Source organism: Streptomyces millisiae (genome assembly GCF_031845425.1).
GTDB classification, from domain to species: domain Bacteria; phylum Actinomycetota; class Actinomycetes; order Streptomycetales; family Streptomycetaceae; genus Streptomyces; species Streptomyces millisiae.
This window is the reverse complement of record NZ_JAVREM010000027.1, coordinates 1-16,519: the sequence shown is the minus strand read 5'-3', so window position 1 is coordinate 16,519 and position 16,519 is coordinate 1. Positions and strand designations below refer to the sequence as shown.

Here is a 16,519-nt window from a genome sequence, read left to right as displayed (position 1 = left end):
GGAGCGATGTCTTGTTCACTCAGGGCTGCAAACATCCATCGTCTCCGTTCTGTTCCGTATCCTGTGCCGCTCGCGGGCCCCGGTGCCCGTGCTGAACCAGCTCGTTCCGCAGCAGGACGAGGGCCGCCCGCACGCTCTCCGCACGGATCGTCGCCCTGTCCCCACGCAGGTTGAGCCGTTGGGCCACGACTCCCCCGGTTCCCGGCGCCGAAACCGCCACATAGACGGTCCCCACGGGCTGGCCGTCCTGCGGCTCGGGGCCGGCCACCCCCGTGGTCGCGACGCCCCAGTCGGCGCCGATCAGCCCCCGCACCCCGCTGGCCAGCTGCCTGGCCACCTCGGCGTCCACGGCGCCGCGCTCGGCGAGCAGGTCGCCGGCCACCCCGAGCACCTCGCGTTTGACGGCCGTGGCGTAGGCCGTCACGGAGCCGACGAAGGACCGCGAGGCGCCGGGCGCCGCGGTCAGCGCCGCCGCGACGAGACCGCCGGTCAGCGACTCGGCGGCCGCGACCGTCTCCCCGCGGCGGTTCAGCAGCTCGAGCACCTGCTCGGCGACGGCCGGCTCCGCGGCCGAGAGGTCACCGCCCACCGGAGCGCTCCCTGGCGAGCCCGGCCCGGCGCAGCACGACCGCCTGTCGCACATAGTCGAGGCCGGTGACCACGGTCAGCGCGACGGCCGCCGCCATCGCCCACCACCGCAGGGTGGCCAGCGGCCCGGTCAGCGCGAGGATGTACATCCCGACCGCCACCCCCTGGGCCAGGGTCTTGAGCTTGCCGCCCCGGCTGGCCGGGATCACCCCGTGCCTGATCACCCAGAACCGCAGCACCGTGATCCCCAGCTCGCGCACCAGGATCACCACCGTCACCCACCAGGGCAGGTCGGACAGCACCGACAGGCAGATCAGCGCCGCGCCCATGATCGCCTTGTCCGCTATCGGGTCGGCGATCTTGCCGAAGTCGGTGACCAGGTTGTACCGCCTGGCGAGCTCCCCGTCGAAGAGATCGGTGATCATGGCCACGGTGAAGGCGGCCCAGGCCAGCGACCGCCAGGCCGGGTCGTGCCCGCCGTCGGCCAGCATCAGCAGCACGAAGCCGGGCACCAGCAGCAGCCGCACCATGGTGAGCACGTTGGCGATGTTCCACAGGCTCGCCGCCGGCTGCCCCGGGCGACCGCCGGGCGCCGACGGGCCCTGGCGGGGGTCGACCGCGCGGCCCTTGCCGGCGGCCGAGGTCGGCGTGTCCGTCATCTTCCGCCCTCCGCGGCGGTGCCGACCACGGCCGGCAGCGCCACGGCGACGAGATCCACGCCCTGCGCGGAGACGATCTCGGTGTCCACGAAGTCCCCGACCCTGGGCGTGACCGCGCCCGCCTCCGGCGCGGTGACCAGGATCTGGCCGTCCGTCTCGGGCGCCTGGTGCTCGCCGCGTCCCACCGCGACCACGTCCCCCTCGACGCCGTCCTCCGGCTCCACGGACTCAATCAGCACGCGGGACCGCTCGCCCACCCGCTCCTCGGCGCGCTGCCCGATCAGCTCCTCGGCCAGCTGGGTGACGTGGGCCAGCCGCTCGGCCACCACCTCGGGCGGGTTCTTCTCGGCGTAGCCGGCCGCCTCTGTGCCCTCCTCGTCCGAGTAGCCGAAGACGCCGATGGCGTCGAGTCTGGCCGCGGTGAGGAAGCGTTCGAGCTCCGCGAGGTCGTCCTCGGTCTCGCCGGGGAAGCCGACGATGAAGTTGGAGCGGACGCCGGCCAGCGGCGCCTTGGCCCGGATGGTGTCCAGCAGGTCGAGGAAGCGCTCGGTGTCGCCGAAGCGCCGCATGGCGCGCAGCACGCCGGGCGCCGAGTGCTGGAAGGACAGGTCGAAGTACGGGGCGACCTTCTCGGTGCCGGTGAGCACGTCGATCAGCCCGGGCCGCATCTCGGCCGGCTGCAGGTAGCTCACCCGGATCCGCTCGACGCCGTCGACGGCGGCCAGTTCGGGCAGCAGCGTCTCCAGCAGGCGGATGTCGCCGAGGTCCTTGCCGTAGGAGGTGTTGTTCTCGGAGACCAGCATGATCTCTCTGACGCCCTGCTCGGCCAGCCAACGCACCTCGCCCAGCACGTCGGAGGGCCGCCGTGAGATGAAGGAGCCGCGGAAGGACGGGATGGCGCAGAAGGTGCACCGCCGGTCGCACCCGGAGGCGAGCTTCACGGACGCCACGGGCCCGCCGCCCAGGCGCCGCCGCAGCGGGGCCCGCGGCCCGGACGCCGGGGCGAGCCCGACCGGCAGGTCGGCGATGGCGGCCGCGCCGTGGCCGGGCAGGGCGACGTCCGCGTTCTGCCGCTCGGCGGGGCTGATGGGCAGCAGCTTGCGCCGGTCGCGCGGGACGTGCGGGGCGTGCACGCCGCCGGAGAGGATGGTGCGCAGGCGCTCGGAGATGTCGGCGTAGTCGTCGAAGCCCAGCACCGCGTCGGCCTCGGGCAGCGCGTCGGCCAGCTCCTTGCCGTACCGTTCCGCCATGCAGCCGACGGCCACCACCGCCCGGGTGCGCCCGGCGCCCTCGCCGGGCGCCGACTTGAGCTCGCTGGCCTCGAGCAGGGCGTCGACGGAGTCCTTCTTGGCGGCCTCCACGAAGCCGCAGGTGTTGACGACGGCGACCTCGGCGTCGGCGGCGTCGTCCACCAGCTCCCAGCCGTCCGCGGCCAGACGCCCCGCAAGCTCTTCCGAGTCCACCTCATTACGGGCGCAACCAAGGGTGACCAGGGCGACGGTACGGCGATCGGGCATGGGGTCAGCCTACTTTGTCCCGGCCACGCCGCCCGCCGGGGCCGGGCTTCCCGGCCCCGGGCCCGGGCCGGCCGCGCCGGGCGGGAGGCTCACCCCTCCTCGGGGTCGCCCGGGGTGTAGGTCAGGCGCTGGACCTGGCCCGTCTCGAAGTCGCTGTCGATGTCCTTGCCGTTGACGCGCAGCGAGACGACCCCGGCGTTGCCGAGCACCACGTCGATCTGCTCGTCGTCGGTGAAGATCTGCGAGTCCCCGTCCTGGAGGACGCCCTCGAAGATCAGTTCACCGTTTCCGTTCTTGGCCGAAACCCAGCTGGAGCCGCCCTCGACGGTGGCCTGGACCGTCACCTTGTCGTCCGGCGCGGCGGCCACCGCGCTCTCCGACGGATCGGGCTCCTCCTCCGTGACCTCCTCCTGCGGCTCGCCGCCGGGCTCGGGCTCCTCCTCGGGCGAGGCGCCGGGCGTCGAGGCGCCCTCCGCCACCGCGCCGGGGTCCGCCTGGTCGCTCCCGCTGAAGAAGGTGAAGCCCACGAAGCCGATGACCGCGACGATCGCGGCCACCATGGCGGCCGTCCAGTTGGGCCGGCGCGGCTCGGGACGGATCCGCTCGGCCTCGAACAGCGGCCCGGACGACAGCGTGGGCGGCGGCTGCTCGCCCTGCTGCTCGTTGTAGAGCGCGATCACCTCAGCCGGATCGAGACCCACCGCTCGCGCAAATGTGCGAATGTGCCCGCGTGCGTAGACGTCGCCACCACATCGGGAGAAGTCGTCCCGTTCGATGGCCTGCACGATGGGGATACGCACACGCGTGGCCGCGCTGACCTCGTCCACGGTCAGTTTCGCGTCGACACGCGCCTGTTGGAGGGTACGACCGACGGAAGGCCGGTCCTTGGCTGAGGGGTTGCCATTGGACACGGGGGCGCCTTTCGAGCGTGGAGCCGCGTGCTGTGCTTATAAGTCTAGGGGCGGCGCGAAGGGAACGAGCAACCGGGCCGACCTGAATTGTGGGCCAACAGGATGGTCCTCTTGCCGCCACCTAGCCGGGAGTCTCCCCCCGGATCAGCGCGAGCACGCCATCCAGCTCGTCCGGCTTGACCAGCACGTCCCTGGCCTTCGATCCCTCGCTCGGGCCCACCACCCCACGCGACTCCATCAGGTCCATCAGCCGCCCCGCCTTGGCGAAGCCCACCCGCAGCTTCCGCTGCAGCATCGAGGTCGAGCCGAACTGCGTGGAGACCACCAGCTCCGCCGCCTGGCACAGCAGGTCGAGGTCGTCCCCGATCTCCTCGTCGATCTCCCGCTTCCTGCCCGAGGAGACCGTGACGTCGTCCCGGAAGACCGGCGCCATCTGCTCCTTGCAGTGCGCGACGACCGCCGCCACCTCCTCCTCGGTGACGAACGCGCCCTGCATCCGGATGGCCTTGCTCGCGCCCATCGGCAGGAAGAGGCCGTCGCCCTTGCCGATCAGCTTCTCGGCACCCGCCTGGTCGAGGATGACGCGGCTGTCGGCCAGCGAGGAGGTGGCGAACGCCAGCCGCGACGGCACGTTGGCCTTGATCAGGCCGGTGACCACGTCCACGCTCGGCCGCTGGGTGGCCAGCACCAGGTGGATCCCGGCGGCCCGGGCGAGCTGGGTGATCCGGACGATCGCGTCCTCCACGTCGCGCGGGGCCACCATCATCAGGTCGGCCAGCTCGTCCACGATGACCAGCAGGTACGGGTAGGGCGCCAGCTCGCGCTCGCTGCCGGGCGGCGCCGTGACCTTGCCGGCGCGCACCGCCGCGTTGAAGTCGTCGATGTGCCGGTAGCCGAAGGCGGCCAGGTCGTCGTAGCGCAGGTCCATCTCGCGCACCACCCACTGCAACGCCTCGGCGGCCCGCTTGGGGTTGGTGATGATCGGGGTGATCAGGTGCGGGATGCCCTCGTACGCCGTCAGCTCCACCCGCTTGGGGTCGACCAGCACCAGGCGCACGTCCTCCGGGGTGGCCCGCATCATCACCGAGGTGATCAGGCAGTTGACGCAGGACGACTTGCCGGAGCCGGTGGCGCCGGCCACCAGCATGTGCGGCGTCTTGGCCAGATTGGCCGTCACATAGCCGCCCTCGACGTCCTTGCCGAGCCCGACCACCAGCGGGTGGTCCTCGCCGACCGCGTCCGCGGTGCGCAGCACGTCCCCCAGGTTGACCATCTCGCGGTCGCTGTTGGGGATCTCGATGCCCACGGCCGACTTGCCGGGGATCGGGCTGATGATGCGGACGTCGGGGCTGGCCACCGCGTAGGCGATGTTCCTGGCCAGCGCCGTGATCTTCTCGACCTTCACCGCGGGGCCGAGCTCCACCTCGTAGCGGGTGACCGTCGGCCCCCGGGTGAAACCGGTGACCCGGGCGTCCACCTTGAACTCGGTGAAGACGGTGGTCAACGACTCCACCACGGCGTCGTTCGCGGCGCTGCGGCTGCGGCCCGGGCCACCGCGCCGCAGCAGTTCGAGCGAGGGCAGCGCGTAGGTGATGTCGCCGGAGAGCTGGAGCTGTTCGGCGCGCGGCGGCAGCGGCTCGGCCGGCGCCGGCGCGCTCTTGGTCAGGTCGGGGACGGTGCTCCCCCCGGCCGGCGCGGCCCGGCCGGCCTTCCGGGGCGCCACCGGTTCCACGACCGCCTCCGACGCCTCGTCCGCCGGCTCGCCGTCGGCGTGGTCGTCGCGCTCCTCGCCCTTCGCCCGGGAGCGGCGCGTGCCGCCCGAGACACGGCTGCTGAGGTCGGCGACCAGCGGCGAGGGCTGCACCCCGTGCAGCACCGCGCCGTCCAGCGAGGCGGCTGCAGCGGCCGCCACGTCGACCGGGTCGGCCCCCTCGGACGAGCGGCCGGCGGACCGCCGCGAGCGCCGCCGGGACTCGAGCGCGGCCCGCTCGGCCCGCTCCTGGCCGTCCTCCTCGGGACCGGGGACGCCTCGGGCGGCCGGCCGCTCGTCGTCGTCCCAGTAACGCTCGGGGGTGAAGCCGTCGTCGCCGCGCTCGTGCCGCGGCCGGTCGTCCGTCAGCAGGCCGAGCCGGATGGCGCCCTCGCGCAGCCTCCTGGGGATCGCGTTGACCGGCGTCGCGGTGACCACGAGCAGCCCGAACACCGTCAGCAGCCCCAGCAGGGCCACGGCCAGCGGCTCCCCCATGGCCAGGATCAGCGGCCGGGAGGCGACCAGACCGAGCTGACCGCCGGCGTTCCGCACCGCCTGCTCGCCCTCGCTGGCGCCCGGGGCGCCGGCGGCGACGTGCACCAGGCCGAGCACGCCGAGCAGCAGCGCGCTGAGCCCGATCACGATCCGCCCGTTGGCCTCCTCCTTCTCCGGATGCCTGATCAGCCGCACGGCGATGTATCCGAGCACCAGCGGGAAGACCAGGTCGAGGCGACCGAGCGCACCGGTGACCAACATCGTGACCAGCTCGCCGACCGGGCCCCGCAGGTTCGACCAGGTGCCGGCCGCGATCACCAGCGTGAGGCCGAGCAGCAGCAGCGCGAGGCCGTCCTTGCGGTGGGCGGGGTCGAGCCCCTTGGCGCCCCGCCCTATGCCACGCAGCAGCGCGCCGACCGGGTGCGCGATGCCCAGCCACACGCCGCGCAGCACACGCATCACGATGTTGGGCGTCGGCGCGGGTGGCTTGGCCGCGGCCTTCTTCGCGGGCGCCCGCTTGGCCGGCGCCGATTTCCTGGCCGCTCCCCCGCCGCTCTGCCCGGCGCGCGCGTTCTGGGGACCCTTGCCGGACGTACGTGAGGCCATGAGGGTGAGGTTACCCGGCTCTCACCGCCGGGGCACGGACCCCACGCGCCCCTGAGACGCCGTCAGACCCGCCGCCGACCCTACGCCGAAGGGTCGCCCGGCGCCGACCCACCCGCTCCCGGCTGCAGCGCGTCGAGCGCGCTCCGCAGACCGGCCAGCTTCCGCTCCAGGTGGGCGGCGGTCGACACCGCGGCCCCGCCACCGGACTCGGCCAGCTCCTTGGACAGCACCTCGGCCTGCTCCTCCACCGCGGCCAGCCGCGCCGACAGCTCCGGGAGGAGGCCGCCAGAACCCCGCTCGGTGTCGGACTGCGCCTGCCCGCCGTCCAACTCGAGGCGCAGCAGTGCCGCCTGCTCGCGCAGCTGCACGTTCTTCATGTGCAGGTCGACGAAGACCGACACCTTGGCCCGCAGCACCCACGGGTCGAACGGCTTGGAGATGTAGTCCACCGCGCCCGCCGCGTAGCCGCGGAAGGTGTGGTGCGGGCCGTGGTTGATGGCCGTGAGAAAGATGATGGGGATGTCGCGGGTGCGCTCACGCCGCTTGATGTGTGCCGCGGTCTCGAAGCCGTCCATGCCAGGCATCTGGACGTCAAGCAGGATCACCGCGAAGTCCTCTGTGAGCAGCGCCTTGAGCGCTTCCTCCCCTGACGATGCCCGGACCAGCGTCTGATCGAGCGCCGAGAGAATCGCCTCGAGCGCCAGCAGATTCTCGGGCCGGTCATCGACCAGGAGGATCTTGGCCTTCTGCACCATGGCCCGTCCTCCTCGCCCCTGCGACGCCGCCGAGCGTCGCCGTTGTGGACGGCACCCTCAGCCGCCCGGTCCTATGCCGGACATGTTGGCATCCACGCCGGCATCGATGCCAGCGAGCCCGGCCCGCCGCGCAATGCACGCGGTGGATTCCGGGGGCCCTCGCGTCGTTGCGAGAAGCCGAAAACCCTCCGGCCCAACCCCCGCTTCACCAGGAAACCCTCTGGCCACTCGTCCAGCGGCCAGAAACGCAAGGCGCCCAGTGATCAGCGCATTGCGCTGCGTCACGATACCACGCACACCCGAGACCGGCGAACCCGTCCGGCCGCGACAGGCCACCCCTGTGATCCGCCGCGCCCATACCCGAAACGCCCGCGCGAGCCGGGGAGTTCCCGCCGGCCCGCGCGGGGCGCGGATCAGGCCGGTCCCTCCATCCACTCGCTCATGACGCCCAACAGGTGGTCGGTGTCGACGGGCTTGGTGACGTGCGCGGACGCGCCGGCCTCCATGCTCTTCTCCTCGTCGCCCTTCATCGCCTTCGCCGTCAGCGCGATGATCGGCAGCCCCGAGAACTGCGGCATCCGCCGGATCGCCGCCGTCGTCGCGTAACCGTCCATCTCCGGCATCATGATGTCCATCAGCACCAGCGCGATGTCCTCGTTGGACTCCAGGACCTCGATGCCCTCCCGCCCGTTCTCGGCGTACAGCACCCGCAGTCCGTTCTGCTCCAACACGCTGGTCAGCGCGAACACGTTGCGCACGTCGTCGTCGACGATCAGCACCTTCCGGCCACGGAAGTCCCGGAAGGCGCGGCGCCGCGCCTGCTCCTGGTCATCCACCTCGGCCACCGCCTCCTGCCGCTCCCGCCGGTCACCGGCCTGCGCGCCGTTCTCCGCGAACCGCTCGCGGTGCCGCCGGGTCAGCGACTCCGCCGCCCGCTCCGCCGCGATCGACGCCTTGCGGCTCTCCCGCTCCCGGTCGGCCGCCGTGCCGAACACGGCGCCGCCCCCGGCGGAGGGACCGGGCGGCAACGCCCGCGGCCCCTCGGCGCCGCCGGCCTCGGGCGCCGCCTCGGCCGCCGCGTCCTCCTCGGACGACTCGACCCGCGGCTCCGCGGCCGCCAGCGTCCCCGGCGTCAACTGCCCGTAGCCGGGCGGCGGCAGCTCCGTCGGCTGCAACGGCAGGAACAGCGTGAACGTCGAACCACGCCCCGGCTCGCTCGCCGCGTGGATCTCCCCGCCCAGCAGCCGCGCGAACTCCCGGGAGATCGACAGGCCGAGCCCCGTGCCCCCGTACTTCCGGCTGGTCGTGCCGTCCGCCTGCTTGAACGCCTCGAAGATCACCCGCATCTTGCTGGCCGCGATGCCGATCCCGGTGTCCGAGACCGCGAACGCCACCAGCGGCGCGTCCGCCGTCAACACCGAGCCGTTCTCCAGCATCTGCTGCCGGATCTCGTCCGGCACCTCGCCGCCCGCCGGCCGGATCACCAGCTCCACCGAGCCGGTGTCGGTGAACTTCACCGCGTTCGACAGCAGGTTCCGCAACACCTGCAACAGCCGCTGCTCGTCCGTGTGCAGCGTCGCCGGCAGCTCCGGCGACACCCGCACCGAGAACTCCAGGTTCTTCTCCGCCGTCAACGGCCGGAACGACGCCTCGATGTAGTCCACCAGCTGCACCAGGGCGATCCGGGTCGGACTCACGTCCATCTTCCCCGCCTCGACCTTCGACAGGTCCAGGATGTCGTTGATCAGCTGCAACAGGTCGGAGCCCGCCCCGTGGATCGTCTCCGCGAACTCCACCTGCTTCGGCGACAGGTTCGACTCCGCGTTGTCCGCCAGCAGCTTCGCCAGGATCAGCAGCGAGTTCAACGGCGTCCGCAGCTCGTGCGACATGTTCGCCAGGAACTCGGACTTGTACCGCATCGAGACGGCCAACTGCTCGGCGCGCTCCTGCAGTCCGCGCCTGGCCTCCTCGATCTCCGAGTTCTTCACCTCGATGCGCCGGTTGGTCTCCGCCAGCAGGTCCGCCTTCTCGCGCAGCTCCGCGTTCCGGTCCTGGAGCTCCTTGCGCTGCGCCTCCAGCTCGCCGGTCTGCTCCTGGAGCCGCTCGGCCAACTCCTGCGACTGCTTCAGCAGCATCTCCGTCCGGGTGTTCACGCTGATGGTGTTGACGCTGGTCGCGATCATCTCGGCCATCTGCTCGAGGAAGTCGCGCTCGATCTGCGTGAACGGCTTGAACGACGCGAGTTCGAGCACCCCGAGCACCCGGTCGGTGAACTGCACCGGCAGCACCACCCCGTGCACCGGCGGCGCCTCGCCCAGCCCCGAGGAGATCTTCAGATAGCCCTCGGGCGTCGGCCCGAACAGGATCATCCGCCGCTCCTCGGCCGCCGTGCCCACCAGCGACTCGCCCGGCCGGAACGACATCCCGTGCGCGCCGGCCGCGTAGCCGTAGGAACCGATCATCCGCAGCTCGTAGCTGCCGTCCTCGACCGGCCCCGCCACCACGTCCAGGTCGCCGTCGGCCGGCACCGAGAGGAAGAACGCGCCGTGCTGCGCCGTGACCGTCGGCACCAGCTCGCTCATGATCAGGCTGGCCACGTCCTTCAGGTCGCGCCGCCCCTGCATCAGCGCCGAGATCCGGGCCAGGTTGCTCTTGAGCCAGTCCTGTTCCTTGGTCTTCAGCGTGGTGTCGCGCAGGTCGGTCACCATCCGGTTGATGTTCTCCTGCACCACCAGGATCTCGCCGGCCGCGTCCGTGTCGATCCGCACGCTGTGGTCGCCCCTGGTCACGAAGTTCGCCACCCGGGCGATGCCCCGCACCTGACGGGTCAGGTTCCCCGCCATCTCGTTCACCGAGTCCGTGAGGTCCTTCCAGGTCCCCGCCACGCCCGGCACCAGCGCCTGACCGCCCAACTGCCCCTCGATGCCCACCTCACGGGCCACCTTGGTGACCTGGTCGGCGAAGAGCGACAGCTGGTCGACCATCGTGTTCAGGGTCTCCTTGAGCTCCAGGATCTCCCCGCGCGCGTCGATGTCGATCTTCTTCGTCAGATCGCCCTGCGCGATGGCCATGGTGACCATCGTGATGTTGCGGACCTGTCCCGTGAGGTTGGACGCCATCTCGTTCACGGAGTCGGTCAGGTCCCGCCAGGTGCCGGACACCCCGGGCACCTCGGCCTGGCCGCCGAGCTGGCCCTCGGTGCCCACCTCGCGCGCCACCCGCGTCACCTCGGCCGCGAACGACGAGAGCTGGTCCACCATCCGGTTGACGGTGTCCGCGAGCTGTGCCACCTCGCCGCTGGCCTCCACGGTGACCTTCTTGGTCAGCTCGCCGTCGGCCACGGCCATGGCGACCTCGGAGATGTTCCGCACCTGACTGGTCAGGTTGGCCGCCATCAGGTTGACGTTGTCGGTCAGGTCCTTCCACGTGCCCGAGACGCCCCGCACCTGGGCCTGGCCGCCGAGCCGGCCCTCGGTGCCCACCTCGCGCGCCACCCGCGTCACCTGGTCCGCGAACGAGGACAGCTGGTCGACCATCGTGTTCACCGTGTTGACCAGCACCAGGATCTCGCCCTGGGCGTCGACCGTGATCTTCCTGGTCAGGTCGCCCTCGGCCACCGCGGTCGTGACGTCCGCGATCTGACGCACCTGCAGCGTCAGGTTGTTGGCCATGCCGTTGACGGACTGGGTGAGGTCCTTCCAGGTGCCGGCCACGCCGTCCACCTTCGCCTGGCCCCCCAGCCGACCCTCCGTGCCCACCTCGCGGGCGACCCGGGTCACCTCCTCGGCGAAGGACGACAGCTGGTCCACCATCGTGTTGAGGGTGTCCTTCAGCTCCAGGATCTCGCCCTTGGCGTCCACCGTGATCTTCTGCGAGAGGTCACCGCGCGCCACCGCCGTCGCGACCTGGGCGATCGCCCGCACCTGGTCGGTCAGGTTGGAGGCCATGCCGTTCACCGAGTCCGTCAACGCACGCCACGTGCCCGCCACCCCGGACACCTGTGCCTGGCCACCGAGCCGCCCGTCGGTTCCCACCTCGCGGGCCACCCGCGTCACCTGCTCGGCGAACGAGGACAGCTGGTCCACCATCGTGTTCACGGTGTTCTTGAGCTCGAGGATCTCGCCCCGCGCGTCGACGTCGATCTTCTGCGAGAGATCACCCCGCGCCACCGCCGTCGTCACCTGCGCGATGTTCCGCACCTGCCGCGTCAGGTTCGACGCCATCTCGTTCACCGAGTCGGTCAGCGCCTTCCAGGTGCCGGAGACGCCCTCGACCTGCGCCTGACCGCCGAGCCGGCCCTCGATGCCCACCTCGGTGGCCACCCGCGTCACCTGGTCAGCGAACGACGACAGCTGCTGGACCATCCGGTTGACCGTGCTCTTCAGCTCCAGCATCTCGCCGGACACGTCCACGGTGACCTTCTGCGACAGGTCGCCGTTGGCCACCGCCGTCGTGACCTGCGCGATGTTGCGGACCTGCTCCGTCAGGTTACGGAACGCGGTGTTCACCGAGTCCGTCAGGTCCTTCCAGGCCCCGGCCACCCCCAGCACCGACGCCTGTCCGCCCAGCACGCCCTCGTCGCCGATCTCCCGCGCCACCCGGGTGACCTCGGACTGGAACGACGACAGCTGGTCCACCGTCCGGTTGACGGTGTTCTTCAACTCCAGCATCTCGCCACGGACGTCGACGGTCACCTTGCGCGACAGGTCGCCGTTGGCCACCGCCGAGGTGACCTGCGCGATGTCCCGAACCTGCGCCGTGAGGTTGCGGAACGCCGTGTTGACCGAGTCCGTCAGGTCCTTCCACGTGCCGGCGACGCCCTGCACCCGCGCCTGGCCGCCCAGGGCGCCCTCGGTGCCGATCTCCGTCGCCGTGCGCGTCACCTCGTCCGCGAACGCGCGCAGCGTCTCGGTCATGCCGTTGATGGTGTCCGCGAGCTGGGCGAACTCGCCGCGCGCCCGCACCGTGATCCGCTGCGTCAGGTCGCCGTTGGCCACCGCCGTCGTCACATGCGCGATCTCGCGCACCTGCGCGGTCAGGTTCGCGGCCATCGAGTTCACGGAGTCGGTGAGGTCCTTCCAGACCCCGTCCACCCCGTCCACCCGCGCCTGCCCGCCGAACACGCCCTCGGTGCCCACCTCGCGGGCGACCCGGGTCACCTCCTCCTGGAACGAGGAGAGCTGGTCCACCATGCCGTTCACGGTGTCCTTCAGCTCCTGCATCTCGCCGGCGACGTGCACCGTCACCTTGCGCGACAGGTCGCCGTTGGCCACCGCCTTGGTCACCTGGGTGATGTCACGCAGCTGCGCCGTCAGCCGCAGCGCCATCGTGTTGACCGAGTCCGTCAGCTCCCGCCACGGCCCGAACATCCCGCGGTCCTCGGCCTGACCGCCCAGCTTGCCCTCGGTGCCGACCTCGCGCGCGATCCGCGTGACCTCGTCGTGGAACGCCGAAAGCTGGTCGACCAGCCCGTTCACCGTGCGGCTCGTCTTCAGGAACTCGCCGCGCAACGGCCGCCACGTGCCCTGCCGGTCCCCCGGCACCCGCAGCTCCATGCGCTGCCCGAGGTCGCCGTCCTCCACGGCCGAGAGCACCCGGCCCACCTCGGACAGCGGCCCCGTGACGTCCTCCACCAGGCCGTTCACATCGTCGATGGCCTTGCCCCAGGCGCCCTCGCAGACGCCCGTCTCCAGCCGCTCGGTCAGCCGGCCCTCCCGGCCGACCAGCCGGCGCACCCCGGCCAGCTGTCCCGTGACGTGCAGCCCCCGGTCCGCGACCTCGTTGTACACCGCGGCGATCTCGGCCATCGGCCCGTCGCCCGTGACCGTCAACCGCTTGCGCAGATTGCCGTCTCGCATGGCCTCCAAGGCCGAGAGCAGCCGGTTCAGGGCCACGGCGTCGACTTCGACCGTTCCGCTGCCCCGCGACCTCCTCGTTCGCGCACGCGTGCCGGCGCGCGCCGCTGCTCCCTCAGACACCACTGTGTCCCTCCCGCAGGATCGACCGTTCCACCCGGGCTTTCGCGTCGGGCCATCCCAGTGTTTCACTCTCCACCGACCGGGCGATAACAGTTCGGCAGCATCGCATAGCACTGTTTTCCCGGTCCGGGGGAAATCATCGGATGCGCCGTCCATGGTGGCCGCCGACGTCAGTAACCTGGCTTCCGGCCGGCCATGCGGCGCCAGGTCAGGAAACGAGCAAGCTTCTTTGGGGGAGTGACGTGATCACCGCGCGAGCTGCGGCCACCTTCGAGCCGGTTGGACGCTCGGTCGCGACCGCGCGGGGCTTCGTCCGGGACACCCTGCAGGGGTGGGGCCTGGCCGACCTCATCGAGGACGCCGTGGTGCTCACCAGCGAGTTGGTCACCAACGCCGTGGTGCACGCCGGCACGACGGCCGAGGTCCGCTGTCTGCGCGACAAGGAGGGCGTCCGCATCGAGGTCGTCGACCGCCACCCCGAGCGCGAGCTGCCGATGGCCGAGGTCTCCCGGGGCCAGCTCGACCTCAACAGCGAGGGCGGCCGCGGCCTGCTGCTGTGCGCCGCGCTCGCCGCCCGCTGGGGCGTCGACTACACGCCGTCCGAGAAGTGCGTGTGGTTCCGTCTCGACCAGCAGGTGCTGCCCGTCGGCACCCGCTCGGCCGGCCCCGTGCTCCCCGACGAGGCCCTGCCCGTCAGCGAGACGAGAGTCCGGGTCGGCGTCGTCCAGGTCGACCGCACCGACACCATCACCGTCTGGAACGAGGACGCCGCCGAGCTCTTCGGCTACCGGGCCGACCAGGTCGTCGGCAAGCCGCTCGCCGACCTCGCCGCCTGGCCCCAGACGCCGGGCACCGGCACCGGCATCGCCGAGGCGCTGGCGCTCTCCCGCTGGGAGGGCAGCTACGGGCTGCGCGACTCCGAGGGCCGCACCGTCCCCGTCTACGCCTGCCACCTGCGCGTCCGCGACGCCAAGGGCGACCCGTCGACCGTCTGTCTGATCGTCCGCGACCAGGAACGCGCCATCCTGCAGAGCCCCATCCGGCTGCCCCTGCAGTCCGGCGGCGAGGGCCTCGACCGCGGCCACGGCGACCCGCTCGACGCGCTCATCGGCTCCCCGCCCCCCGACGACCTCGACAGCCTGCTCCAGCGCACCGTCGAGCGTGCCAGGGACATGCTCGACGGCGACGCCGCCTTCCTGCTGCTCGCCACCGACGACGAGACCGAGCTCGAGGTGCGCGCCACCACGGGCCTCCCGTCCGCCCGGCAGCGCTTCGCCCGCGTCCCCGTCGAGACCGGCAGCGGCCGCTACGGATCCGCCCGGATGCCCTCCGTCCACGACGACCTGGCCGGCGCCCCCGGCGCCGTCCCGCTCCTCACCGGCACCGGCATGCACGCCGTGGTCACCGTCCCCCTCAAGGTGGAGGGCCGGCTGACCGGTTCGCTCGGCGTCGCCTCCGAGACGCCCGGCCGCTACAGCAACGAGGAGGCGCTGCGCCTCCAGTTCGCCGCCGACCGGATCGCGCTGGCCGTCGAGTCCGCCCGCCTGACCGAGCTCGAACGGCTGCGCCGCGGCTCGCTCGCCTTCCTCGTCGAGGCCTCGGAACTCCTCGCCGGCACCCTCGACCGCAACCAGACCCTGGCCCTGATGGCCCAGATGACCGTGCCCACGCTGGCCACCTGGTGCGCCGTCTACACCGTCCCCGAGCCCGGCTCGGAGCCCGTGCTCTCGTACGTGCTGCACGAGGACGAGGACCGCATCGACGGCATCAAGGCGCTCCTGGAGCGGGTCGAGCCGCCCGACCCGGACATCTCGCTCGGCGTGCGCCTGTGGCAGGCGCCCTCCGAGGCGGCGCGCAGCACCGCGCTGCGCACCTCGCTGCGCAGCCTCGGCCTGGGGCGGCTCCCCTCGGAGTCCGAGCCGCCCGGCATCAGCCTGAGCACGGCGGCGGCCGTGGGCGGCGAGACGATCCTGCTGCCGCTGATCGCCCGCAACCGGGTCATCGGCCTGTTGGCCCTCGGCAAGCCCACCGACGAGCGGTTCCGCCAGGACATCCTGGAGCTCGCCGAGGACCTGTCGCGGCGGGCGGCCCTCGCGCTGGACAACGCCCGGCTCTACAGCGAGCGCACCGCCATCAGCCAGTCCCTGCAACGCAGCCTGCTGCCGCCGGAGTTGCCGAAGATCGACGGCGTCGACGTGGAGGTCATCTACCGCGCCGCCGGCGAGGGCAACGAGGTGGGCGGCGACTTCTACGACGTCTTCCCCATCCGCGAGGGCGCGTACGGCTTCGCCATCGGGGACGTCTGCGGCACGGGGCCGCTCGCCGCGTCGGTCACCGGCCTCGCCCGGCACGCGCTGCGGCTGCTGGCCCGCGAAGGGCTCGGCGGTCCCGCCGTCCTGGAGCGGCTCAACGCCGCCATCCTCGAAGAGGGGCCGCGCGGCCGCTTTCTGACGCTGCTCTACGGCGAACTGTGGCCCAAGCCCGAGGGCGGCGCGCTCCTCAAGATGGTCTGCGCCGGCCATCCGCTGCCGCTGCGGCTCACCCCGGACGGCCGGGTGGAGCCGGCGGCCAGCCCGCAGCCGCTGCTGGGGGTCATGGACGACCTGGAGTTGTTCGAGCAGAGCATCACCCTCGACCCGGGTGACGTGCTGCTGTGCGTCACGGACGGCGTCACCGAACGCCGGGAGGGCACGCGGATGTTGGGCGACGACGGCCTCGCGGACGTGCTCGCCCCCTGCACCGGACTCACCGCCGGCGCGGTGGCCGCGCGGGTGCTGCGCGCCGTCGAGCGCTTCGCCCCCAACCCGCCCTCGGACGACATGGCCATCCTGACCCTGCGGATCCCGGAATAGCAGAAAGGCCCCCGCCGAAACGGCGGGGGCCTTCTGATGGTTCAGTACTGCGGAGCCCCAAAACGGAATCGAACCGTTGACCTTCTCCTTACCATGGAGACGCTCTGCCGACTGAGCTATTGGGGCGATATGTCCGGCGGCGACCTACTCTCCCACACGGTCCCCCATGCAGTACCATCGGCGCTGGCAGGCTTAGCTTCCGGGTTCGGAATGTAACCGGGCGTTTCCCCACCGCCATGACCACCGGAACCCTTTGAAGGCACCGACCGGTCGGTCGAGATTTCACAGTGGACGCGAGCATCTATGGACAAGCCCTCGGCCTATTAGTACCGGTCAACTCCACCTCTCACAAGGCTTCCATCTCCGGCCTATCAACCCCGTCGTCTACAGGGAGCCTTACCCCATCAA

The 16,519-nt window shown here is 71.7% G+C and carries 8 protein-coding genes, 1 tRNA gene and 2 rRNA genes; 1 reads left to right on the top strand and 10 read right to left on the bottom strand.

The genetic code is table 11. The features are described 5' to 3' along the window. Nucleotides 1-19: 19 nt before the first annotated feature. From RNC47_RS20085 to RNC47_RS20055, 7 genes are all read right to left on the bottom strand, one after another. Entirely contained in the window at nt 20-589 is a 570-nt protein-coding gene (locus tag RNC47_RS20085; protein ID WP_311600652.1) for a CinA family protein, read from the bottom strand. Further along, nucleotides 579-1,247 carry a CDP-diacylglycerol--glycerol-3-phosphate 3-phosphatidyltransferase gene (gene pgsA / locus RNC47_RS20080; protein WP_311600650.1) on the bottom strand — a complete coding sequence of 223 codons (669 nt, stop codon included), beginning with the start codon at nt 1,245-1,247 and terminating at the stop codon, nt 579-581. The genes RNC47_RS20085 and pgsA overlap by 11 nt, the downstream gene beginning before the upstream one ends. Then, nucleotides 1,244-2,764: a 30S ribosomal protein S12 methylthiotransferase RimO gene (rimO, locus tag RNC47_RS20075; RefSeq protein WP_311600648.1), complete on the bottom strand. Its 1,521-nt coding sequence runs from the start codon at nt 2,762-2,764 to the stop codon at nt 1,244-1,246. Before rimO ends, pgsA begins: the two co-directional genes overlap by 4 nt. Nucleotides 2,765-2,853: 89 nt before the next feature. Next, a complete protein-coding gene (locus RNC47_RS20070) occupies nt 2,854-3,675 on the bottom strand; it encodes a helix-turn-helix domain-containing protein (RefSeq protein ID WP_311600646.1) in 822 nt (273 codons plus the stop codon). A 121-nt stretch (nt 3,676-3,796) separates the two neighbouring features. Further along, a complete protein-coding gene (locus RNC47_RS20065) occupies nt 3,797-6,526 on the bottom strand; it encodes a DNA translocase FtsK (RefSeq protein WP_311600644.1) in 2,730 nt (909 codons plus the stop codon). A gap of 80 nt (nt 6,527-6,606) precedes the next feature. Beyond that, entirely contained in the window at nt 6,607-7,281 is a 675-nt protein-coding gene (locus RNC47_RS20060) for a response regulator (protein WP_311600643.1), read from the bottom strand. Nucleotides 7,282-7,694: 413 nt separating this feature from the next. Then, complete coding sequence (locus RNC47_RS20055; RefSeq protein WP_394814827.1) at nt 7,695-13,259, bottom strand: HAMP domain-containing protein; 5,565 nt, start codon at nt 13,257-13,259, stop codon at nt 7,695-7,697. 242 nt (nt 13,260-13,501) lie between these two features. On the opposite strand from RNC47_RS20055, the gene RNC47_RS20050 reads away from it, so the two are divergent. Further along, nucleotides 13,502-16,111 (top strand): SpoIIE family protein phosphatase, encoded by a 2,610-nt coding sequence (locus RNC47_RS20050; protein ID WP_311600638.1) that lies wholly within the window; start codon nt 13,502-13,504, stop codon nt 16,109-16,111. A gap of 53 nt (nt 16,112-16,164) precedes the next feature. Here RNC47_RS20050 and RNC47_RS20045 read toward each other — a convergent pair. The 3 genes from RNC47_RS20045 to RNC47_RS20035 form a co-directional block, all read right to left on the bottom strand. Next, a tRNA-Thr gene (locus RNC47_RS20045) sits at nt 16,165-16,237 on the bottom strand. Nucleotides 16,238-16,242: 5 nt separating this feature from the next. Continuing rightward, nucleotides 16,243-16,359 (bottom strand): 5S ribosomal RNA (gene rrf, locus RNC47_RS20040). 55 nt (nt 16,360-16,414) lie between these two features. Next, a 23S ribosomal RNA gene (locus RNC47_RS20035) occupies nt 16,415-16,519 on the bottom strand; the annotation flags it as partial.